18 protein-coding genes and 2 pseudogenes are annotated in these 22,582 nt (G+C 65.4%); 10 read left to right on the top strand and 10 right to left on the bottom strand.

What is annotated here, in order from left to right; translation table 11 throughout:
• Nucleotides 1-137: 137 nt before the first annotated feature.
• The 9 genes from ABIB27_RS03565 to ABIB27_RS03525 all read left to right on the top strand — a co-directional run bounded on the left by ABIB27_RS03565 (nucleotide 138) and on the right by ABIB27_RS03525 (nucleotide 14,296).
• Nucleotides 138-2,645, top strand: coding sequence for a heavy metal translocating P-type ATPase (locus ABIB27_RS03565; RefSeq protein ID WP_354155574.1), 2,508 nt, complete (start codon nucleotides 138-140; stop codon nucleotides 2,643-2,645).
• Nucleotides 2,646-2,698: 53 nt separating this feature from the next.
• Entirely contained in the window at nucleotides 2,699-5,128 is a 2,430-nt protein-coding gene (locus ABIB27_RS03560; RefSeq protein ID WP_354215417.1) for a phosphoketolase family protein, read from the top strand.
• A gap of 1 nt (nucleotide 5,129) precedes the next feature.
• A complete protein-coding gene (locus ABIB27_RS03555; RefSeq protein WP_354215416.1) occupies nucleotides 5,130-8,393 on the top strand; it encodes a beta-phosphoglucomutase family hydrolase in 3,264 nt (1,087 codons plus the stop codon).
• Entirely contained in the window at nucleotides 8,386-9,450 is a 1,065-nt protein-coding gene (locus tag ABIB27_RS03550; RefSeq protein ID WP_354155571.1) for a type II glyceraldehyde-3-phosphate dehydrogenase, read from the top strand. The genes ABIB27_RS03555 and ABIB27_RS03550 overlap by 8 nt, the downstream gene beginning before the upstream one ends.
• On the top strand, nucleotides 9,447-9,746 hold the full coding sequence (locus tag ABIB27_RS03545; protein WP_354215415.1) for a DUF2933 domain-containing protein: 300 nt from the start codon (nucleotides 9,447-9,449) through the stop codon (nucleotides 9,744-9,746). Before ABIB27_RS03550 ends, ABIB27_RS03545 begins: the two co-directional genes overlap by 4 nt.
• Nucleotides 9,733-10,410 carry a methyltransferase family protein gene (locus ABIB27_RS03540; protein WP_354183287.1) on the top strand — a complete coding sequence of 226 codons (678 nt, stop codon included), beginning with the start codon at nucleotides 9,733-9,735 and terminating at the stop codon, nucleotides 10,408-10,410. Before ABIB27_RS03545 ends, ABIB27_RS03540 begins: the two co-directional genes overlap by 14 nt.
• A gap of 243 nt (nucleotides 10,411-10,653) precedes the next feature.
• Entirely contained in the window at nucleotides 10,654-11,118 is a 465-nt protein-coding gene (locus ABIB27_RS03535) for a hypothetical protein (RefSeq protein ID WP_354155569.1), read from the top strand.
• A 1-nt stretch (nucleotide 11,119) separates the two neighbouring features.
• Nucleotides 11,120-12,229: a cytochrome b N-terminal domain-containing protein gene (locus ABIB27_RS03530; protein WP_354155568.1), complete on the top strand. Its 1,110-nt coding sequence runs from the start codon at nucleotides 11,120-11,122 to the stop codon at nucleotides 12,227-12,229.
• Nucleotides 12,230-12,934: 705 nt separating this feature from the next.
• Entirely contained in the window at nucleotides 12,935-14,296 is a 1,362-nt protein-coding gene (locus ABIB27_RS03525) for a phenylacetate--CoA ligase family protein (RefSeq protein ID WP_354183286.1), read from the top strand.
• Nucleotides 14,297-14,381: 85 nt separating this feature from the next.
• On the opposite strand, the gene ABIB27_RS03520 is transcribed toward ABIB27_RS03525, so the two are convergent.
• Together ABIB27_RS03520 and ABIB27_RS03515 are read right to left on the bottom strand one after the other, a co-directional pair.
• Nucleotides 14,382-14,984, bottom strand: a complete 603-nt coding sequence (locus tag ABIB27_RS03520) for an ABC transporter ATP-binding protein (RefSeq protein WP_354155566.1) — start codon at nucleotides 14,982-14,984, stop codon at nucleotides 14,382-14,384.
• 25 nt (nucleotides 14,985-15,009) lie between these two features.
• Nucleotides 15,010-15,198, bottom strand: coding sequence for a YegP family protein (locus tag ABIB27_RS03515; RefSeq protein ID WP_354155565.1), 189 nt, complete (start codon nucleotides 15,196-15,198; stop codon nucleotides 15,010-15,012).
• A 178-nt stretch (nucleotides 15,199-15,376) separates the two neighbouring features.
• Between ABIB27_RS03515 and ABIB27_RS03505 the strand changes: the two are divergent.
• Nucleotides 15,377-17,279: pseudogene (locus ABIB27_RS03505) on the top strand (heavy metal translocating P-type ATPase).
• A gap of 31 nt (nucleotides 17,280-17,310) precedes the next feature.
• Here the strand turns inward: ABIB27_RS03505 and ABIB27_RS03500 are convergent.
• The 8 genes and pseudogenes from ABIB27_RS03500 to ABIB27_RS03460 all read right to left on the bottom strand — a co-directional run bounded on the left by ABIB27_RS03500 (nucleotide 17,311) and on the right by ABIB27_RS03460 (nucleotide 22,572).
• Nucleotides 17,311-17,787 carry a pyridoxamine 5'-phosphate oxidase family protein gene (locus tag ABIB27_RS03500; RefSeq protein WP_354155563.1) on the bottom strand — a complete coding sequence of 159 codons (477 nt, stop codon included), beginning with the start codon at nucleotides 17,785-17,787 and terminating at the stop codon, nucleotides 17,311-17,313.
• Nucleotides 17,788-17,800: 13 nt separating this feature from the next.
• A complete protein-coding gene (locus ABIB27_RS03495) occupies nucleotides 17,801-18,664 on the bottom strand; it encodes a universal stress protein (protein ID WP_354155562.1) in 864 nt (287 codons plus the stop codon).
• A complete protein-coding gene (locus ABIB27_RS03490; protein ID WP_354253507.1) occupies nucleotides 18,661-19,125 on the bottom strand; it encodes a universal stress protein in 465 nt (154 codons plus the stop codon). Before ABIB27_RS03490 ends, ABIB27_RS03495 begins: the two co-directional genes overlap by 4 nt.
• 378 nt (nucleotides 19,126-19,503) lie before the next feature.
• A pseudogene (locus ABIB27_RS03480) lies at nucleotides 19,504-19,890 on the bottom strand (MFS transporter); the annotation flags it as partial.
• 101 nt (nucleotides 19,891-19,991) lie between these two features.
• Nucleotides 19,992-21,401, bottom strand: a complete 1,410-nt coding sequence (locus tag ABIB27_RS03475; RefSeq protein WP_354183283.1) for an MBL fold metallo-hydrolase — start codon at nucleotides 21,399-21,401, stop codon at nucleotides 19,992-19,994.
• Nucleotides 21,402-21,444: 43 nt separating this feature from the next.
• Entirely contained in the window at nucleotides 21,445-21,807 is a 363-nt protein-coding gene (locus ABIB27_RS03470) for a thioredoxin family protein (RefSeq protein ID WP_354155559.1), read from the bottom strand.
• 75 nt (nucleotides 21,808-21,882) lie between these two features.
• Nucleotides 21,883-22,179 carry a rhodanese-like domain-containing protein gene (locus ABIB27_RS03465; RefSeq protein ID WP_354215411.1) on the bottom strand — a complete coding sequence of 99 codons (297 nt, stop codon included), beginning with the start codon at nucleotides 22,177-22,179 and terminating at the stop codon, nucleotides 21,883-21,885.
• A gap of 51 nt (nucleotides 22,180-22,230) precedes the next feature.
• Nucleotides 22,231-22,572, bottom strand: coding sequence for a rhodanese-like domain-containing protein (locus tag ABIB27_RS03460; RefSeq protein WP_354155557.1), 342 nt, complete (start codon nucleotides 22,570-22,572; stop codon nucleotides 22,231-22,233).
• Nucleotides 22,573-22,582 lie beyond the last annotated feature (10 nt).

Here is a 22,582-nt window from a genome sequence, read left to right as displayed (position 1 = left end):
GCCGTCGGGCCCGGCAAATCTCATTTCCAGGCTCACAACCGCTGTATTGCCCGGTCTTCGCGCCAGGAGAGCGACGGCTGGACACTTCTTGAACAACCAGCTTCAACTTCTAACGAGTCCTGAGAGGAATTTCCGGCATGAGTAATAGGACACAAACCGCGGTCATGGAGGTGTCGGGTGTCCACTGGGCCTCGTCCAAGAGCGTCGCTGAAGCCATGCTCTCCCGTCGGCCCGGCGTGCTCAGCGTGGAAGCGAATCCGGTCTCGCAGACCGCTAACGTCACTTTCGACCCGGCGAAGACCTCCATCGCCGATCTGGCGAGCTGGGTGCGAGACTGCGGCTACCACTGTTCCGGCCAGTCCGTGCCTGACCATATCTGTGATCCGATGCACGAAAGCGGTTCAGCGCCGTCGGCACGTGCTGGCCACGGTACCGCCGAGCACCGTCCGTCGGCCCATGAAGGGCACACCGCCCCCGCCCCCGAAAGCCCCGAAAGCCACGCGTGTCATGAGGGTCATGAGGACGGGGTTGACGCCCCTACCGGTCATCCCCAGCGTGCGTCCCGGGATGCCCAGGAGATCATGGGGCACGGCGGCCACGGGGGCCATGGCATGTCGATGGCTTCCATGGTCCGTGACATGCGGAACCGGTTCGTTGTGGCAGCCACACTGTCGGTGCCGATCACCCTCTGGTCCCCGATCGGAAGGGATGTTTTCGGGTTCACGGTCCCGGCCCCCTTCGGCTTGCGGGACGACGTCTTTGCGCTGGGTCTGTCCCTGCCTGTCATTTTCTATGCGGGCTGGATCTTCTTCGACGGCGCCTACCGGGCGCTGCGTGCCCGGACCCTGGACATGATGGTCCTCGTCGCCGTCGGTGTCGGGGCCGGCTGGGTCTACAGCCTGGTCGTAACCGTGACCGGGGGCGGCGATGTCTTCTACGAGGCCGCCACCGTTCTGGCCAGCTTCGTCCTGTTGGGGCACTGGTTTGAAATGCGCGCACGGGGCGGGGCGAACGACGCCATCCGGACGCTGCTCGAACTCGCCCCGGCCAAGGCGCTGGTGATCCGTGACGGTGATCCGGTGGAAGTCCCCACCTCCGATGTCCTGCCCGGAGACCTCCTGCTCGTCCGCCCGGGGTCAAAGATTCCCACGGACGGAACTGTCGAGGACGGCGAATCCGATATCGATGAATCGATGGTCACCGGCGAAAGCCTGCCGGTGGCCAAGACCGTTGGCTCCAAAGTCATCGGTGCCACGGTCAACACCACCGGAACATTGAGGGTCCGCGCCACCAAGGTCGGCGCGGACACAGCCTTGGCACAGATCGTCGCGCTGGTCCAGGAAGCCCAGAACTCCAAAGCCCCCGGGCAGCGCCTTGCCGACCGGGCAGCGTTCTGGCTCGTCCTTGTCGCACTCATCGGCGGCAGTGCCACCTTCGCCGTGTGGTTGCTGACCGGGGCAAGCCTCCAGACCGCACTGCTCTTTGGCATCACGGTTGTCGTCATCACCTGCCCCGACGCACTTGGCCTGGCTACCCCCACGGCCATTATGGTCGGCACCGGCCTGGGCGCCAAGCGGGGAATTTTGTTCAAGAACGCCACCGCACTGGAAACATCTGCCCGTATCGAAGCCGTTGTCATGGATAAGACCGGCACCCTGACCCAGGGCAAGCCGGAAGTCACCGACTTCATCGCCGTCGGCATCGACGATGACGAACTGCTTGCCCTCGTGGCCGCCGTGGAACGGGAATCCGAGCACCCCCTCGCCGCCGCCGTCGTCAACTATGCCGCGGGCAGGGGCGTGCCCTCCCTGCATGCCGCGGACTTCCGCAATGTTCCCGGACACGGCGCCGGAGCAACGGTCCAGGGACACCAGGTGTTTGTGGGCAACCGCAAGCTCATGGCCGCCCAGGGCATTGACATCGGCCCGGTGGCCGACCAGCGGCAGGAACTGGCGTCAACGGGGCGAACGGCGGTCCTGGTTGCCGTGGACGGCCGCGTGACAGGGGTCATCGCCCTTGCCGACGCAGTCCGCCCGACTGCAGCTGCGGCTGTCGCGGCGATGCACGAAGCCGGCATCGAAGTCATCATGCTCACCGGGGATAATGAGGCAACCGCCAAGCGCATCGCCTCGCAACTGAACATCGACACCGTCATCGCCGAAGTGCTGCCCGGGGACAAGACAGCAAAAATCGCAGAACTGCAGAAAGCCGGCAAACGGGTCGCCATGGTCGGGGACGGCGTCAACGACGCCCCGGCGCTGGCACAGGCTGACCTGGGCATCGCGATCGGGGCGGGGACGGATGTGGCCATCGAAACCGCCGATGTTGTCCTGATGCGCTCGGATCCGCTGGATGTTCCCATCGCCTTGCGCATCGGCAAGGGAACGCTGCGCAAGATGCGGCAGAACCTGGGGTGGGCCATCGGTTACAACGTCATTGCCCTGCCCATTGCTGCCGGCGTCTTCTTCACCTCCCTGGGCATCAGACTCAGCCCGGAGATCGCTGCGATCTCGATGTCCGGCTCCAGCGTCATTGTCGCCGTCAACGCCTTGCTACTCAAGCGCCTGCGCCTGCCGGAGCCGGGAGAGGCCACCGGCCGCACGATCAAGACCGAACCTGCCCCGGAGCCAAGCGGCGTCCGCTAAACGCCGCCCCTTCGGCCCGTCCCCGTTACTTTCACCGAGAGGCAGGACCTCCCATGACAGACGAACAGCAGCCGCAAACCCGGGAACCCGTGCTCAGCCCGCTCCGGCTTGAACAAATTCATGCCTGGTGGCGGGCAGCGAATTATCTGTCCGTGGGACAGATCTACCTCATGGACAACCCGCTGCTGCGCGAACCGCTCCTGCCTGAGCACATCAAGCCGCGGCTGCTGGGGCACTGGGGGACCACCCCGGGCCTGAACTTCATCTACGCCCATTTGAACCGGGCCATCATGGACCGGGACCTGGACATGATCTACATCATGGGCCCTGGGCACGGCGGACCGGGGCCGGTGGCGTCGGCCTGGCTGGAAGGTACCTACAGCGAAACGTACCCCGATATTTCCCTGGACTTCGTCGGGATGAAGCGGCTGTTCCGCCAGTTCTCTTTTCCCGGCGGCATCCCCAGCCATGTGGCCCCGGAGACACCAGGCTCCATCCACGAGGGCGGCGAGCTCGGATATGCGCTCTCGCACGCCTACGGCGCAGCATTCGATAACCCGGACCTCATCGTGGCGGCCGTCATCGGTGACGGGGAAGCAGAGACGGGCCCGCTGGCCGCGAGCTGGCACTCCAACAAGTTCGTGAACCCAGGCCGGGACGGCACCGTCCTGCCGATCCTGCACCTGAACGGCTACAAGATCGCGAACCCCACCGTCCTGGACCGGATCAGCCATGAGGAACTGGACTCGCTGTTGCGCGGGTACGGCCACACCCCGTATTACGTGGAAGGTTCCGACCCGGAACAGATGCATCAGGACTTCGCCCGGACCCTGGACGCCTGCCTGGAGGAGATCCTTGAGATTAAGCGCCGCGCGCGTGAGGACGGCCGGACCGAACGGCCCCGCTGGCCCATGATCGTCCTGCGCTCTCCCAAAGGCTGGACCGGGCCGGCTGAAGTGGACGGGCTGAAGGTGGAGGGAAGCTGGCGTTCGCACCAGGTGCCCTTCACCCAGGCCCGCGAAAACGACAGCCACCGCGCCGTGCTGGAACGGTGGCTGCGCAGCTACCGCCCCGAGGAACTCTTCGACGAAGCGGGGGCTCCGGTGGCGGCGGTCCGCGCGTTGCAACCGGCCGGGGAACGGCGCATGAGCGCTAACCCGCACGCGAACGGAGGGCTGTTGCTGCGCGACCTGCGCATGCCAGACTTCGCCGACTATGCCGTGCCCGTGGCCCTTCCCGGCACCGGGGCCGTGGAATCCACCCGGGTCCTGGGCACGTTCCTGCGGGACATCATGGCTGCGAACATGGACAATTTCCGGGTCTTCGCCCCGGACGAAAACAACTCCAACCGGCTGGGGGCCATATTCGACGCGACCGACCGGGCCTGGAATGCCCGGACCGTTCCAGAGGATGACCATCTCGGCCGCGACGGTCGGGTCATGGAAATCCTCTCCGAACACACCTGCCAGGGCTGGCTGGAAGGCTACCTGCTCTCCGGCCGGCATGGATTCTTTTCCTGCTATGAGGCGTTCATCCACATCGTCGACTCGATGTTCAACCAGCACGCCAAGTGGCTGACCACGACCAACGACATCCCGTGGCGCCGGCCGGTCGCTTCCCTGAACTACCTGCTGACCTCTCATGTGTGGCGGCAGGACAACAACGGGTTCTCGCACCAGGACCCCGGATTCATCGACCACGTGATCAACAAGAAGACCGACGTCATCCGCGTCTACCTGCCACCGGACGCCAACACGCTCCTGTCCGTGGCCGACCACTGCCTGCGCAGCCGCCAGTACGTGAACGTCATTGTCGCCGGCAAGCAGCCGCAACTGCAGTACCTGGACATGCAGCAGGCTATCGTGCACTGCACCAAAGGCATCGGCATCTGGGACTGGGCCAGTTCGGATGCGGACGGGGAACCCGACGTGGTCATGGGCTGCGCCGGTGATGTGCCCACAATGGAGACCCTGGCCGCCGGCGACATCCTCCGCGGGCGGTTCCCGGATCTGAAGATCCGGGTGGTCAACGTTGTTGACCTCATGCGCCTGCAGGATGACACGGAACATCCCCATGGCCTGTCCGGGCGGGACTTCGATGCCCTGTTCACCACGGACAAACCTGTGATCTTCGCGTACCACGGCTACCCGTGGCTGATCCACCGCCTCACGTACCGCCGGACGAACCACGGCAACATCCATGTCCGCGGCTACAAGGAGGAAGGCACCACCACGACCCCGTTCGATATGTGCGTGCTCAACCAGCTCGACCGGTTCAACCTTGCCATCGACGTCATCGACCGGGTGCCCCGCCTCAAGGACGTTTCGGCGCACGTGCGCGAGGAACTCAAGAACAAGCTCATCGAGCACCGGCAGTACATCCGCGCCTACGGCGAAGACATGCCGGAAATCCGGAACTGGGAGTGGACGTCCGCACCGGGCCCCGCCAACAAACCGGCTGATGAAGTAGCGGAACCGGCGTAGCATGGCGCAGGTCCATGCGGGCGGCAGCCGCCCCTCCAGTGATTCCCTGCATGGCGCAGCATTGCCCTATCAGGCGGTGCTGTTCGACATGGACGGAGTTGTCACACAGACCGCCGCCGTGCACGCGGCAGCCTGGAAGCAACTCTTCGACTCCGTCCTTCAGGACCCCCGGCTCGCCGGGCGCCCACGGAGGGATCCGTTCGACGAGGACGCGGACTACCGGCGGTACGCCGACGGCCGGCAGCGCGAGGACGGAGTCACCGCCTTCCTGGCCTCCCGCGGCGCCCGGCTTCCCGCCGGCAGCCCGGACGACGGGCCGGAGGTCTGGTCCGTCCACGGACTCGGCGCCCGCAAGAACGCCCTGTTCCTCCAAGCCGTGACCCGCAACGGCATCCAGGCCTACCCCGGGACCACCGCCCTGCTGGCCCGCCTGCATGCCGCAGGAATCCCCGTGGGCCTGGTCACCGCGAGCCGCAACGCCCGAGCCCTGCTGACGGCTGCCGGCCTCGATGCCGGATTCGACGTCATCATCGACGGGCAGACCGTTGCCGAGCAGTGTCTGCCGGGTAAGCCCGACCCGGCCATGTTCCTCGAGGCAGCGCGCCGGCTCGGCGTGGCACCCCGGCATGCCGCGGTTGTCGAGGACGCCGCTGCCGGTGTCCAGGCAGGACGCCGCGGCGGATTCGGTCTGATCGTCGGCATCGACCGCGCGGGGCATCGGGAACAGCTGGAGGACGCCGGCGCCGACATTGTCCTGGGCGACGTCGCTGAGCTGGACCTGGGGGTTTCACGCACCGATCCGTGGACGCTGGTCTACGAAGGGTTCGATCCTGCTCACGAAGGCCACCGGGAGGTGCTGACCGCCCTGGGCAACGGGTACATGGCAACGCGCGGAGCCCGGCCGGAGCACATTGACGACGGCGTCCACTATCCCGGGACCTATTTGGCCGGTGTCTACAACCGGACAACGGGCACCATTCACGGCCGCGATCTGGAAGAAGAGCATCTGGTCAACGTCCCTAACTGGCTGCCGGTGGATGTTCGCATCGGCGCCGGGCCGTGGTGGTCAACGGGGGATATCCATGTCAGCGATGAGCGAACCGAGCTCGATCTGCGCCGGGGCCTGTTGACTCGCCGCGCAACCCTGACGGGCCCGGACGGTGAACAGCTCACCGTCGTGCAGCGGAGGCTGGTCTCCATGCACAATCCCCACCTGGCCGCGCTGGAGACGACCCTGACGGCCCGCGGCTTCAGCGGGACCGTGGGCCTACGTGCGGGCATCGATGCCCGGGTGGCCAACACCAACGTCCGCGACTATGCCGGCACCGGGCAGCGGCACCTGAGAGATCCTGAATTCACGGACGCGGACAGCAGCACCGTCCTGTGCGCCGTCCAGACCAGCCACAGCAGGATACGCATCGCCTTGGCCGTCCGGACGGTGTTCGACGGCGCCCCTGCGGCAACGCCCCGGCACGCCGGGAGCGACGGCGGACGGTACCAGCGGCAGTTCGACCTCCGGCTGACCGACGGACAGCCGGCCACCATAACCAGGACCGCGTCGCTGGCAACCTCCCGCGACGGCGCCATCTCCTCGCCTGAGGCCTCAGCCCTGGCCGGGCTTTCCCGCGATAACACGGGCTTCACCGCACTGCTCACGGACCACGAGGCGGCCTGGCGGCGCCTGTGGGAGCGGTTCGGGATCAGCCTCGACGGCGACCGGCAGTCCCAGCTGGTACTCAACCTGCATGTGTTCCACCTGCTGCAGACAATCTCCGTGCATACCGCCGCCCTGGATGCCGGCGTACCGGCCCGGGGCTTGCACGGGGAAGGCTACCGCGGTCACGTCTTCTGGGACGAACTGTTCGTCTTCCCCGTGATCGGGCTCCGCCTCCCTGATGTCAGCCGGGCCCTCCTGGAGTACCGCTGGCGCAGGCTGGACGCTGCGCGGGGCGCCGCACGCGCGCAGGGACTCCAGGGGGCGCTCTTCCCCTGGCAGAGTGGCAGCGACGGACGGGAGGAGACGCCCCGCCAGCTCTACAACGCCCGGTCCGCCCGCTGGATGCCGGATAACTCCAACCGCCAGCGGCACGTCGGACTCGCCGTCGCCTACAACGCCTGGAAGCACTTCCAGGCCACGGGGGACCGGGACTGGCTGACGGCCCGCGGCGGGGAAATGATCATCGAAGTGACCCGGATGTTCGCCTCGCTGGCCACCTATGATCCGGTAAAGGACAGGTTCCACATTTCAGGGGTGATGGGGCCCGACGAATACCACGACGGGTACCCGGACACGCCCGGGACCGGACTGCGCGATAACGCCTACACCAACGTGCTTGTCTCCTGGCTGTGCGAACGCGCCGCCGATGTGCTGGACGAACTCGCGGGCCATCCCGGCGATGACCTCACTGACCGGCTGCAGGTCACCGAGGATGAAATCAGCCACTGGTCCAGGATCAGCCGCAGGCTCGCCGTGCCGTTCCATGCCGACGGGGTCCTCAGCCAGTTCGATGGTTACGAAGACCTGGCAGAACTGGACTGGCCGGACTACCGTGCCACGTACGGCAATATCGGGCGGCTCGATTTGATCCTCGAAGCCGAAAACGATGCCACCAACCGGTACAAACTCGCTAAGCAGGCTGACGTCCTGATGCTGATCTACCTGCTGGGGCCCGCAGGGGTGATCAGGCAGCTGCACCGGCTCGGCTATCCGTTCGCGGAGCCCGACTTGGAGCGCACCGTGGAGTACTACCTGGCCCGGACGGCCAACGGATCGACGCTCAGCCGGGTGGTGCATGCCTCGGTACTCGCCCGGATTGACGAATCCCGGGCCTGGCAGGTCTTCCGTGAGGCCTTGGTCTCCGACCTGGACGATACCCAGGGTGGCACGACCCGGGAAGGTATCCATCTGGGCGCCATGTCCGGGACGGTCGATGTCGTCGTCCGGGCTTTCGCCGGCCTGCAGACGGAGGCCGACGCGCTGACCTTTTCTCCCCGGCTCCCGGCCCGGCTGGGATGTGCCGGGTTTCAGATCCGGTACCGGGGCCACCGCATCGATGTGTCCCTGACGGCGGAAGCCCTCCGGATCCGGCTGCAGCCCTGCAGTGCACCCGCTGTGCGGATAGGTGTCGAAGGAATCTATGCGCAGCTCGCCGGCGGGGCAGACATGGACTTCCCCCTGGTCCCAAAGACCGCAAAAACAATTGGGGCTGAGGACCACCATCGACGAAACAACGCAACCGCAAGTGGGAGGCATACCAATGAGTAAGACCAGAGTGGCCGTCAACGGATACGGAGTCATCGGCAAGCGGGTAGCCGACGCGGTCCTGTTGCAGCCGGACATGGAACTGATCGGCGTCGCCGATATCATCACCGACTGGCGGATCCGCTCCGCTGCGGGACGTTTTCCCCTGTTCGCATCCACCGTCGAAGCGCGGGACGCCATGGTCCAGGCAGGCCTGACCATCTCCGGAGACCTGGACGACCTGGTGGCCCAGGCGGACGTCGTCGTGGATGCGACACCCAAACATGTGGCGGCCGGCAATCTGCCCCGCTACCGGGCGGCAGGTGTGAAAGTCGTCCTGCAAGGCGGTGAATCCCATGACACCACAGGGCATTCATTCGTGGCGCAGGCCAACTATGACAGCGCACTGGGCCGGGACATGACCCGTGTCGTCTCATGCAACACGACGAGCATCGTCAGGGTACTCGGTGCTCTGCAGGAAGCGGGCCTGCTGGCCAGGGCCCGCGGAGTCCTCATCCGCCGTGCCACCGACCCCTGGGAGTCGCATCTGGGAGGGATCATGAACACGATGGTCCCGGAACCGAAAATACCTTCCCACCAGGGCCCGGACGCCCGGACCGTCCTGCCCGATCTCGATGTCGTCACCATTGCGGCCAAAGGAGCGCACACCCAGACCCATAACCATTACTGGACGCTCCAGCTCACCCGAGCCGCCAGCCGGGGGGAGGTCCTCGCTGCGCTGCGGGGCGCCCCGCGGATTGCGTTCATCCGGATGTCTGACGGGCTCGTCGCCCTTAACTCCACCATCGAGCTGATGAAAGATCTGGGCCGGCCCCGCGGAGACATGTGGGAAGTCGCCGTCTGGGAAGACCTGGTCACCGTCCTGGACGACGAAGCCTATCTGACCTACCAGGTTTACAACGAGGCCATCGTCATACCCGAAACCATCGACGCCATCCGTGCCCTGACAGGGTCCGCGCCGGACGCGGCAACGTCAATACGGATTACCGACGCCACATTGGGCATCCGGCAGGACTTCCTTGCGCAGAGTGCGTCTGGTGCGGGAATGGTAGGGCCATGAACCACGACCACCAGCACCCCGAACAGCCGGCCGGCACTTCCGTCCCCGGTGGCCAGCCATCGGACCGGCGATCCCCGCTGAACTTCGGACCCGGCCCGGGGGGCAGCCCTCTGCGCCGCACACTGACCGTCCTCGCCGTCGCCGCGGCCGTCATCTACCTGCTGACCAACCACTGGGTGCATGTGCTCGATGCGCTGCCCTACATCTTTGTGGTGGGGATGCTGGGAATGCACTTGTTCGGCCACAGCGGTCATGGCGGGCACGGCGGAGGTGGTGAAAATCATGACAAGCGATGAGTCCGGGTACAACCTGTGGTTCCTGGTGATTCTGAACTCTGCCATATTCATTGTTTTCGCGTTCAGCTTCGTCAAACCCAAAACGAAACTGGACTGGCGGGCCTTGGGCGGGTTCGCCGCGTTCATCGTCGCGTTGTTCACGGAGATGTACGGTTTTCCGCTGACCATCTACTTCCTCTCCGGCTGGCTGGGCAGCCGGTTCCCGAACCTGAGCCTTCTGACACACAATTCAGGGCATCTGTGGCAGGACCTGATGGGCTGGCAGTGGGACCCCCATCTGAGCCCCCTGCACCTGCTGAGCAACGTGCTCATAGCTGCCGGCTTCATGCTGCTGTATCAGGCATGGCGCGTTTTGTATGCGGCACAGACGGAGCACCGGTTGGCGGGCACCGGTATCTACGCCCGGCTCCGCCACCCGCAGTACCTGGGGTTTTTGACCATCATGGTCGGTTTCCTGCTGCAGTGGCCCACCCTCCTCACCCTGATCATGTTCCCGATCCTGGTTGTCGTTTACCACCGCCTTGCCAGACACGAAGAGAAGAACATGGCGGCCGAATTCGGAGAGGAGTACCTCGCCTATGCCCGCAACGTTCCAGGCTTCATCCCCCGATTCGGCAAAATCAGAAGCGCACCGCGCGTTCACGGCCCTGACCAACCTCAGTAGCCATGCTTCGGCGGGCCGGTCACACCATGCAGGAACCATCTATGTAAGGAGCCATCCATGCCAATGACACCTGGATCTGGAAGATCCGGCCAACGCGACACCAGACATCCAGGACCGGGGCGGTTCTGTGCCGGAAGAACACGCGCGGCTGTCCTGCTGGCCTGTTTCTTCCTCGTCGGGGGAGTTATATCAGCCCCACTGGCATCCGCCCATGAGGGAGATCCTTCGTCAGAGGAATATCTGTTGGTTCAACAGGCGCTGGGGCACCTCGTCCACGATCCGGGCAATGTTGGTCCGGCCCTGGAGAAAATCGACGCGGCCCTCGCCGAGCCGGACCAGGACGGGGTATCCGTGGCTGATCTCCAACAGGCCAAGGCTGCGCTCCAGGCCGGAAATTCAGCCCAGGGACGTGCCTTGCTGCAGGAGTCCATCACGGTGGCCCTGAGCTCGTTGGAGCCGGCGACCGGCGGTGAGACCGGAACAACACTCGTCCTCGATGCCCTCCCGCCCCGCGGGGAGCTAACCGGGGCGGACTGGGGGTTTTTGACGGTATCCCTACTGGCGGTTCTCACGGGATTGTTGCTGGCATACGTGTTCCGTCCACATGAAAATCTCCGCGAGTTGCGGTTGCTGCTGGCCTGGAGGCACAGACGCCGGGACTTACCTCCCAAACATGAGCGGTCACGCCGAAAGGATCAGGGTATCTGAGATGAACGATGAACCGATGACCGACAGCGGGCGGCCCCCGGCACCGGCGCAGCGCCGCGGACGCGCCCGGCGCATACTGGATGTGATCGATGAGCGGCTGGGCATCGGCGCCCTGGGGTACGCCGTCCCGGAACACGCCAACTCCCTGGCCTGGAGCCTGGGGGGCGTCACGGCGGCAGCCTTCGGAATCCTGGTGGTGAGCGGCATTGTGCTGGTCCAGTTCTACAGCCCCACGCCGGAAACGGCGAACCAGTCGGTCCGCGGTATCGTCACGGACGTCTGGGGCGGAAGTGTGCTGCGTGGCGTGCACTTTTGGGCGTCCCAGGCAATGTATGTCACCGCAGCCCTGCACCTAATCAGGGTTTTCGTTACCGGATCATTTAAACGCCCGCGCGAAGGCAACTGGCTCATCGGCGTGGCACTGTTTGCTCTGATCACCCTCGCCCTGTTCACCGGAACAGTCCTGAAGTGGGATCAGGAGGGCTTTGAGGCGCTGGGGCACAATGTGGAGGTCGGGGCCCTGCTCGGCGGGGCCGGATTCTGGTTTTCCGCCGAGTTCGCGAATCAGGTGTCGATCCTGGTGCGGATCTACGGCGCGCATGTCGTGATTCTGCCGGGAACCATCCTCGTACTCGTGACTCTGCACGGGCTTCTGGTAAAACGCCACAAAATCTCTCCCCACCCATCGCTGCCGGCCGATATCTCAGGGGAACAGGCTGCGACTGCGGAACCAACCGAACCGTTCACCCATCACCTGCGCCGCATCGGCGCGTTCGGCCTGGTGCTGGCCGGCGTGCTCGGGATCCTGGCGGTGTTCCTTCCACCCCCGGTAGGTTCTACGCCGGTCGCCGGAATCGAAGTGACCCGGCCCCCATGGAATTTTTGGTGGCTCTACACCTTGGAAGACTGGTTTGGTCTGCCCGCGATCCTTTTTGCCGAGGTCGCGTTTTTCATCATCCTGGCCGCGGTTCCCTTTGCGGACCGAAGCCGGAACCGTCTGTGGCGACGGCGCCCCGTTTCGATTGCCGCCGGCCTTGTGCTGTTGCTGAGCATCCTGACGCTCACACTTCTCATTTTAGTCATTCCGGTCAAAGAACATCTGGGGGCATGAGCATGCCCACGTCACCAACATTTCCTCCCCGCGGCCGACGGGCACGACGGGCATTTTGGATGCTCGTCGCGGCTGCAGCGCTGGCGGCAGGTTCACTGACGTGCGCCATCGGCGCGGCCCCTGCACCTGTCACTGGCTTATGGACCGCCGTCAGCGGAGCGGTCCTGGCCGTTTCGCTGAGCCTCGCTGTGCGTATTCTCACCCTCCAGGACCGGACACGCAGGGCACCGGACCAAACCTTCAGGACAAGTTATGAAGGCCGGCAGTGATTGCTGCCGGACGCTCAGCGCGTGAACGACGGCGTGCCCTGCAATTGTCCGGCCGATCCAACTGCCCAAGTCACCTGGTCAGTTGTGCCCAGTCTCCAAGTGCGTGCACAACAAGTTGTCCACCGTACCGGGCTGAATCTTTATCCGGCTCAAGGCAGTTGAAACCGGCAGATTTCCCGGCCGACCCGGGCCGGTACTCTTAAACGAAGACAGCCCAACGGAAGGAGGAAAGACCATGACAGCAAGCCTGTCGGCGCGCGCTGTGTCCTTCCTCTGCAGGGTGGCCCTGTTGGCCGAGATGCTGACCATCATCGCCGGGATTCTGGGCATGCGCATCATTACCGCGTCGTCCTGATGCGCTCGGAAACACCCAAGGCCACCACTGCGCGTGCGGTCCGGCCGCTGGCCCCTGCCGGTAACCGCTAGGCTGACCCGCATGGACATCCGGCTCATCTCCCGCGTGCTGTTCCTGCGGGCCGCCTGGCGGAGAAGGGACCACTGGGACGCCGCGCGGATCAGCGCACACCAGGAACACGCCCTGCAGGAGCTGCGACGGGCAACCTACGCCGGCTCGGAGTTCTACCGGCGCCGTCACGCCGGCCTGCACGACGCTCCCCTGGACCGCCTGCCGTCGGTGACGAAAGCGGAGCTGATGGACCACTTCGACGAGGCCGTCACTACACCGGACCTGAGGCTGGCGGATCTGGAGAACCACCTGCGGTCCCTGACGCAGAGCGGTGGCGATCCGGGGATGCCGTGGCAGGGCCGGTGGTGGGCTGCAGCAACGGCCGGGACCACAGGCCGGCGCGGAACCTTCGTCTGGAACCGCGAAGAATGGGCGACCGTCCTGGCATCCTACGCCCGCGCGAACGACTGGGCCGGGATCTCCGCTGGGTTCACCCACCCCCTGAAGATGGCCCTGATAAGCTCCCGCATCCCCACGCACCAGTCCGCGGTCGTCGGAGCCTCGCTCCGCTCCGGACTCGTCCCCACCCTCCGCCTGGATGTCACCGCGCGCATGGATGAGACGGTGGCCGCGCTGAACCGGTTCCAGCCCAGGGTCCTGGTCGGCTACGCCTCAGCACTCAAACCCTTGGCGACGGAGCAGCGCGCGGGCCGCCTGCGCATCTCGCCGCAGGGTGTCATGTCCGCCTCCGAAGTGCTCAGCCCGCACACCGCGACGGAACTGGAAGCGGCATGGGGAAGCGCCCCCTTCGACGTCTACGCCGCCACCGAAACGGCCGGCATCGCCTCACCGTGTACCTACCGGAACCGACATGTGTACGAGGATCTGCTGATTATTGAGCCTGTGGACGAGGCCGGGAATCCCGTGCCCGCGGGGACAACCGGGGCGAAGCTTCTTGTCACAGTCCTGTTCTCCCGCACCCTGCCGCTGATCCGCTATGAAATGTCCGACACTGTGAGGCTGGGCGGAGGGGGATGCCCCTGCGGGCGCACTTTCACCCTTCTGGAGGACATCGAAGGGCGGGTCGAAGATGTCCTGCAGCTGCCAGGCAAGGACGGCGCGGTCAGCGTCCACCCTATTGTGTTCCACCACGTTCTCGACGAAGCCGGAAGCGCGGGGTGGCAGGTCATCCAGGAGCCCACCGGGCTACGCGTGCTCCTCGCGGGCCTCGCTCCCGGAGCCTCCACTGAAGGAGTTCGGGATGCCGTGACCGGCGCGCTCAACGCAGCCGGCGTCAGTCCCCTCCGAGTCGAGGTGCAGTTGGTGGAACATGTTGAACGGACAGCCCTGGGGAAATCACCGTTCGTACGAGGCCTAACCCCACCGCAATAGGGCTCTTTCCCGTGCTGGGGCTCACGACGCCCAGCGTGAGCTCCGGTCAGAACCGGCGTCGGAAAACATGTTGTGCAGTAAACAGCTAGCGTAGTCTCGTTGATTCATTTACGACGGCCATGCCTTCGGTGGCCAATCCCTCCACCGATTCCAGGATGGAGTTGCGGGACTGCGGATCGACACCAACAGTCGGTTCATCCAGGATCAGCAACGTGGGACGGTGAAGCAGTCCGATTCCGATGTTCAGCCGGCGCTTCATCCCACCAGAAAACTTCTTGGTCTGGTCGCCGGCCCGGTCGGCCAGCCCGATGAGTTCCAGCACCTCTTCGGTCCGGGAAGTGAGTTCCTGGCCCCGAAGTCCCTGGAGGCGGCCAAAGAACCGCAAGTTCTCGCGGGCGGTCAGGTCCGGATATATGGCCAGTTCCTGGGGGAAGAGGACGATGTGCCGCTTCGGGCCCGTGGTCGAGGGCGTCATGGCTTCGCCAACGACACTGACCGACCCGGCATCGGCGGGGATCAGGCCCGTGACCATGGAAATGATCGTTGTCTTGCCGGCGCCGTTGGGTCCGAGGAGTCCGAAGGTTTCCCCCGCCCGGATCTGGAAGGTTACTCCGTCTACCACCGTTCGTTCGCCAAAGCGTTTAACCAGGCCTGTCACCGCCAGAACTTCGTCAGTCCGGGTTCCCACCTCCGGAGTCGCTGCCAGCCGCATCTCAGGCTGCCGCGCAGCAATCTTTGATGAGTCCTGTTCCGGCGCATTCACGGACATCGTTAATTGCGGCAACGGCGTGGCGTTTATCCGGGTACTGTCCGGAAACGGCGAGCACCGTCCCGTCCGGTGCCACAAGCGTGAACCGGACCTGTGATTCCTTGTCCGTGAACAGTTCGAATGATCCTGCCATGCGCTTGCTCCTTCCAAACTTCCTCGTTCGGGCCTTGGGCGGGGGTAGTCGTGCCAATGCTTCCAGAGCGGAACCACCTTTATCAGGGACGAAGGTCCCGGTATCGAGACAAAAGAGCGTGAAACCCTGGGTCCGGAAGCCCTGGCTGTGAACCACGGACGGCCATAGGGTCAAATTTATGACTCAGACAGATTTGAGGGACGCGGTGATGCGCTTCCCGTTGGTGGCCGGAACCATCGCGGCGGGGGCGGTCGTTGCGGTGTTGCTGGCCGCGGGTGAGGATTCGGCGGCCCAGTGGTTGGCCAGTGTCTTCGCCCTGCTTGTTGCTGCCGGCCGCACTGTCTCCATGATCAGGGCGTTGCGCAGCGGCCGGTGGGGCATTGATCTTCTGGCGGTGACTGCCATTGCCGCGACCGTGGCGGTAGGGGAGTACGTGGCAGCCCTGATCATCGTGCTGATGCTGTCCGGTGGCGAAGCCCTGGAAGAGATCGCCCGGGGGCGTGCTACCCGGGAACTCAGGTCCTTGCTCGAGCGCGTCCCGCACACAGCCCACCGGGAACTTCCGGGCCTGCCCCCCCGAAGACATCCCGGCCGGCGACGTCCGGCCCGGCGACACTCTACTGATCAAGCCCTCGGAAGTGCTTCCCGTGGACGGATTGCTCCTCTCCGGGACCGTCAGTTTCGACGAATCCACTTTGACGGGTGAGAGCTTACCGGCGGAACATGTCAAAGGCGACACGCTGCTCAGCGGATCCGTCAACGGCGACAACGCCGTGCACATGCTGGCAACCGCCACGGCGAAAGACTCGCAGTACAGCCAGATCGTGGCGCTGGTCCAGGAAGCGGCGTCGAGCAGGCCGCCGGTGGTCCGGCTCGCCGACAAATACGCTATCCCGTTCACACTCCTGGCTTTTGCCCTGGCAGGGGCCGGCTGGTACTTCAGCCAGGATCCAGTGCGGTTTGCCGAGGTCCTCTTCGTCGCCACCCCGTGCCCGCTGCTCATTGCCGCTCCCGTCGCATTCCTCGCCGGTACCAGTCGGGCAGCCCACGCAGGAATCATCATTAAGAGTGGCGGAACCCTTGAGCAGCTTGCCCGGGTGCGAACGGCGGTTTTCGATAAGACCGGCACCCTCACTCACGGCCGCCCGACCCTCCACGCCGTCCGGATCTCCAAGTCCTCAGCACCTGATATGTCTGAGGACAGGCTGTTGCAGCTGGCGGCTTCGGCAGAGCAGTACTCATCCCATGTCCTCGCCTCTTCCGTGATTGAGGCTGCCCGGCGCAGTGGGCTCCGGCTGCTGGCGGGCAGAAACGCGGTTGAGCACACTACGCAGGGAGTCACTGCCAGCTGCGGCAACCAAACCATCATGGTGGGCAAGCCTGACTTCGTACGCTCGGGCACGTCAGGCTTCGAGGAGGCCGACGTGGCCAGCGGACAACTGGCTGTCTACGTGGGCGTTGACGGACGCTTTGGGGGAGTCTTGATCATGAGCGACCCACTCCGGGAAAACGCGGTTGACACGCTGACCGCGCTGCGCCGGCTGGGCATTGAGGAAACTCTCCTGGTCACCGGCGACTCGTTGGCCACCGCCGAAAAAATCGCTGCAGAGACAGGGATCTCCCGGATTCAGGCAGGGTGCCTTCCGGGTGACAAAGTCTCCATCGTCGCAGGGCTGCGGGAGCGCCCGGTCATGATGGTGGGCGACGGCGTGAACGACGCCCCCGTCCTGGCCGCCGCCGACGTCGGTATCGCCATGGGTGCCAAGGGCGCAACGGCGGCGAGCGAGTCAGTCGACGTCGTGATCATGCTCGACGACCTGTCCAAGGCTGCGCTGGCCGTCGACATCGGACAGCGCACGGTCCGGATTGCGCTGGCGAGCATCTGGACCGGAATCCTGCTGAGCATCGGCCTGATGATTGCAGCGGTCTTCACCTATCTCCCCGCTGTGGCCGGTGCCCTCCTCCAGGAGCTGGTGGACCTGGCGACAATCCTTAACGCCCTTCGTGCACTGCGGCATGGCGGCCGGGTGCGCACGACGGCGTCAGGTGGCACACCGGTCAGCGTCGCCGGCGTGAAGTGAGGGCCGGCGTCGTCATCCCACCTGCGTCACCTCACCTGCCGCCCGGAGGTACTTGCCCCGGCGAGTCCAGCGGAGGCCACCAGCCCGATGGCGGGGTGATCACAAAGCGCCGGCCGCTGACCTCAGTGGGCGTTACCCGCACCAGATGGTCCTTGCTGCCCGTCTCCCAGGGCGAAAGCCCGGCGTCTGCGGCCTCCTGGAAGGCTTCCTGGGTGTCCACAACTTCGGCGGTCCCCTTGATGATGACACTCCATGCAATGGTGCCGTAGGCGTTCAAGCCGTCGGCTTCCAACGCAACCGGTTCGCCGCCACGAACAGCATCCAGTTTGGTGCCTGGACCGGTGCGGAACACCACGGTCCCGTAGTCGGGGACGTAATTCACCGGGAAGATCTCAGGCCCGCCGCCCGCAGTGATGGCGATCCGGCAGACCGAAGCGGATCGGAGGTACTTCCAGCAGTCATGAATGTCGAGGACTTCCGTTTCCGGTCCTGAGCCGTTTCCTTGCATGCCGGGGTTCCTCCTACTCGTGCTTCCTGCGTTGGATAGGGGTGATTACGGCAGGGCACGGCAGGTTCGTCAGGACCGCGTGTGCCGTGGAACCGAGCAGCAGCCGTTTGAAGCCGCCCCGGCCGCGGCTTCCCACCACGAGCAGCCGGGCGGCAGCCGCGGCCTGCACCAGCGCGTCCGCCGGTTCCTTTTCGCTTTCCAGAATCTTGTGCACCACAAGGTCCGGGTAATCCTCGCGGAGGCCGGCCACCGCTTCGGAGAGAACAATCTGTTCTTCTTCGTCAATCAGCTCGGCAAGGCTGCTGGTCGGCAGGCCGGCCTTGACCCAGCGGTTGGGGCCGCTGAAGGCGAACAGCACTGTAAGCTCCTGGCCCTCCCTGTCCGCCTCGGCCGCTGCGAACGCGACGGCCTGGGTGGACTCCTCCGAACCGTCCACGCCCACCAGGACTCCGCTGCGGCCTTCGAGGTCATGCATTCCGACGACGGCGACCGGACACTTCGCCGCGGCGGCGACCTGCAGGGCCCGGTCGGTGAGCGAACCACCCAAATGGGTGCCCCCGGAGCCCACCACAAGCATGGACACCTTGGTGGAGTACTTACCCAGTGAGCCGGCGACGCTGCCTTCCAGGAGTTTCGTGGTGATTTCGATCGGAACGGTGCCCCTCACTCGCCCGGCGGCAGTTTCCAACAATTCGCCACCTTTCTCCAGCAGCATGTCGGTCCAGGGGATAGGTTCCGCCACCCAACGGTCATCCACGACGTGGAGGATCACCAAGGGCTCGCCGCTGCGCTCGGCCCGGCGCGCAGCCCACACTACGGCCGCCTGGCTCTGGGCTGAATCATTGGTGGCGACGGCGATTGGCTTGGAGGATCTCACGGCAGGCCTTCCTGTTCCATTTGTTCGGGACTGTGGACAACGAGGACCGGGCAGTGCGCGTGGGCAACGCAGGCTGAGCTGACGGATCCCAGAAGCAGGCCGCCGAATCCGCCATGGCCGCGCCTGCCCACGACGATCATGTCAGCGTGGCGGCTGGCGTCGATGAGTGCATCCCGGGGGTGTCCGCGGACGACACGAGGGACGACGTTCGGCGGCGTCTCCGCTCCGAAGGCCTTTTCCAGGGCTTCGTTGAGGATCATCTCTACACGCTCCTCGAAGCGGTCTATGCCCATAGCCACGTAGCCGGCGTAGACCTGCGGATCATCCCAGCAAGCCGTGGCCAGCACCTTGGCCCCAACGGGGACGGCCAGCCGCTGGGCCTGCCGGAGCGCTTCCACCGAGGCATCGGATCCGTCCACCCCCACCACGAATCTGGCATCCTGCAGTGTTGACTCCTCCATGACAGTTTCCCTTCGTGATGTCTGCTTGCTGCCTCCAGCCTGCGGTGCCGGACGGTGGACCTCTAGGGCCAAAAGTCACCTAGTCAGTACTACCGTCGCGAATATTTTGTCGTCCTTCGGCGTTTTAACCGCGTTCCTCGCGTGCGGGCGTGTTAATCCTTGGCGGTGGGCGATGATATTTGCGTGGCAGACGTGCAGGAGTGGGCCGATGCGCTGGCGGAGATCGGGGGAACTGATCGGGGCCAGATTCGCCCGTTCGGAGCCGCAGGCGAACGCTGTGGAGTACGTCAAGGGGCTGCTCTCCGGCGAGGAGCGGAAGAATTCCTGGACGCTCTCGGAGCGGGCCGGGCACAGGGTCCCGGACCGGATGCAGCGGCTGCCAAGGACAATGTTTGCGGCCACGATCCAACCCCATGTTGGCCCGAAGATCAAAAGGAGCGGGACGGGGAGGGCGATGAGCCAGCCGGCTACGAGGACCGGGTTTGCGGCCGTAGCGGTCTGAGAGAGGGTGCCGGCGAAGTAGTTGGTGGCGGCCTTGGCCAGGCCGAACGCCAGGATGAAGGTCAGCGCGCTGGTGTAGAGGTCAAGGTAGAAGACCTTCTGGGCGAGCAGCGGCAGTATGGTGCGTTCCTAGCCCAGTGTGCCGCCCACGAGGGCGTTGACAGCGACCAGAAGCATGAACTGGGCCAGGTTCTGCCGCAGGCCCAGCGTGAGCCCGGCGTCAGGGTCGCGCCGCTGCCGCGCGGCTGTGTTTCCGGGCTTCATCACTGCTCTGCCTTTTCATGGGATGGAGTGTAGGCGGCGGCCCGGCCTTTGGGCCACCGCCTAGGATCCTTGTGGTCTCTCTGTTTTCGATGCTGCCGGGACTAGTTGGCGGAAACGGATTCCGGGGTCTGCTGCCGTGCGGCCCAGGCGGCGTAGCTACCGTCGAGTTCGACGACGTCGTAGCCTTCCCGGCGCAGGATGCTGGCCACGACCGAGTTGCGGACACCGCTCTGGCAGTAGCTCACGATGGTCCCGTCAGCGGGCAGCTGGTCCAGGTTCCAGAGCACGCGGCCACCGCTCAGCTGGCTCGATCCGGGGATGTGCCCGGCGGCGTGTTCGGTGCGGTTGCGGACGTCGAGCATCAGCGCCGAGTCGAAGCTTTCCAGATCTTCGGGCTGGATCAGGCGCGGGGTGGCGGCCGGCAAGCCCTCGAAGCCGGTGACATAGCCGCTCACGGCGTCGATGCCGACGCGGACAAGGTGGTCCCACATTTCCTGGGCCTGCTCCTGGCCGGCGGCCAGCAGCACCAGCGGGCGGGAATCACGCTCGGGGTCAACGGCCCAGGCGCCGAAGCTGGCCACGGACTTTCCGGCCGGAATGTTCAGGGCGCCGGCGACCGTGCCCTCGTGCACCTCGGCGTTCGGGCGGGTGTCCACGAAGGTCACCGTGTCCTGGGCGAGGTCGCTGGCGACCGTCGCGGCGTCTAGCTCCGCCAGCGGGGCGCGTCCGCCCATGACGGCCGGGCCCTGCCGGTTCTGGCGCTTCATTCGACCGAAGTAGGCGTGGGCGTCCGGCTGGCCGTCGAGGAGCTCGTCGATGAAGCCCTGCTCGTCGTTCGCGGCGAAGTATGGGCCCCACCAGGCGTAGAGCCGTTCGTAGCCGACGGTGGAGGAGGGGATGGCGCCGAGGGCCTTGCCGCACGCGCTGCCGGCGCCGTGGCCGGGGTGGACCTGGACGTAGTCGGGCAGAGTCAGGAACTTCTCGCGCAGGCTGGCGAACAGCTGCTTCGCGCCGGCGAAGCGGGTGTCGACGCCGCCGGCCGCCTCGTCGAGAAGGTCAGGGCGGCCCAGATCGCCGGAGAAGACGAAGTCGCCGGAGAGCAGGTAGCCGGGCTGGTCGCTGAACGCGCCGTCGGTGATGAGGAAGGACAGGTGCTCGGGGGTATGCCCCGGAGTGTGCACGGCCTTGACGGTGATGTTGCCGAGGGTGATCGTGTCGCCGTCGTACAGGCGCTCGGCGTCGAAGCCGTACTGCCAGTCCGGGCCGCCCTCACCCGAGACGTACATGGCGGCGCCGGTGGCGGCGGCCAGTTCGCGGGTGCCGGAGAGGTAGTCGGCGTGGATGTGGGTCTCGGTGACGGCCACGATCTTCATCCCGTTGGCTGCGGCGAGGGACTGGTAGACCGCGATGTCGCGGCGGGGGTCGACGACGACCGCCTCGTTCTTGCTCTGGCAGCCGATGAGGTAGCTGGCCTGGGCGAGATCTTCGTCGTAGATGCGCTCGATAAGCATGTGGTTCTCCTTGATAAGTGGGTGGGGAAGCTGTCGCCGCGGGTCAGGCCTGCTGTTGTGGGACCTCGGCGCGGAGTGCCGCCATGTCCAGGTTCTTCACGGCGGTGATGACCTCTTCCAGGCCGGTGGCGTTCTGGGCGCCGGGCTGTGAGAAGACGAGGGTCTTGTCGCGGAAGGCCATCAGGGTGGGAATGGAGGTAATGCCGGCCGCGGCCGCCAGAGCCTGTTCGGCTTCGGTGTCGACCTTGGCGAAGACCAGGTCCGGGTGTCTTTCGGAGGCGGCGTCGTAGGTGGGGGCGAACATGCGGCAGGGACCGCACCAGCCTGCCCGGAAATCAACAAAAACGATCTCGTTGCCCTCCAAGGTCTCTGCCAGGGTCCGTTCGGTGATGTCGATCGTTGCCATAAGTGAATTGTATACCCCCCGGGGTATCTTGAAAAGTCGGATGGATGAGGGCCGGCCCCGCAGCCGGGGCGGTGTTTAGGCGGTGGGAAATCCGGCGCGGGTCCAGGCGATCATGCCGCCGGTCATGGTATCGGCGGTGAATCCGGCAGCGTTGAGGGCGTCCGCGACGTGGGCGCTGCGGTTGCCGCTGCGGCAGACGGCGATGACTGGAACGGCCGGGTCCAGTTCGGACAGTCGGGCCCGCAGTTGTCCCATCGGGATGTGGAGGGCGCCGGGGATCATGCCCTCGGCGACTTCGAAGTCTTCCCGGACGTCCAGAATTCGGGCGGTATCGCGGAGCTGGTCGGTTTCGGTAACGGTGATTTCTGAGATGGGACTCTCCTTCGATCATTTTGGGTTTTCTGTTGTTCCCGGAGGAACGCTCTAGCGGACGGGTTCGCCGGACCGGCGCCAGGCGATCATTCCGCCGCGGATCGAGTAGGCCTCGTAGCCCTTCCCTGCGAGGGCCCGGGCCGCGGAGGCTGACCGGACGCCGGACTGGCATACGGCGATGACAGGCCGGTCTTTCCGGATGCCGGTGGTGCCGGTCTGCAGCCGGTCAAGCGGGACGTGTCTTGCCTGGGGTGCGCGCCCGGTGCGCCATTCCTGGGCGGAGCGGACGTCAATCAGGGTGGCGCCGGAGGTGAGGAGTTCCCTGGCCTCGGCCACCGAGATGGACTTGCAGGGTCTGCTGAAGGCTTTCTTGAGGGTGCTGATGAAGCCCATGATGAATCTC

The sequence above is a fragment of the Arthrobacter sp. UYEF21 genome, assembly GCF_040546085.1.
GTDB lineage: Bacteria > Actinomycetota > Actinomycetes > Actinomycetales > Micrococcaceae > Arthrobacter.
The sequence above is the reverse complement of the archived record's forward strand: the minus strand, read 5'-3'. Positions and strand labels throughout refer to the sequence as shown.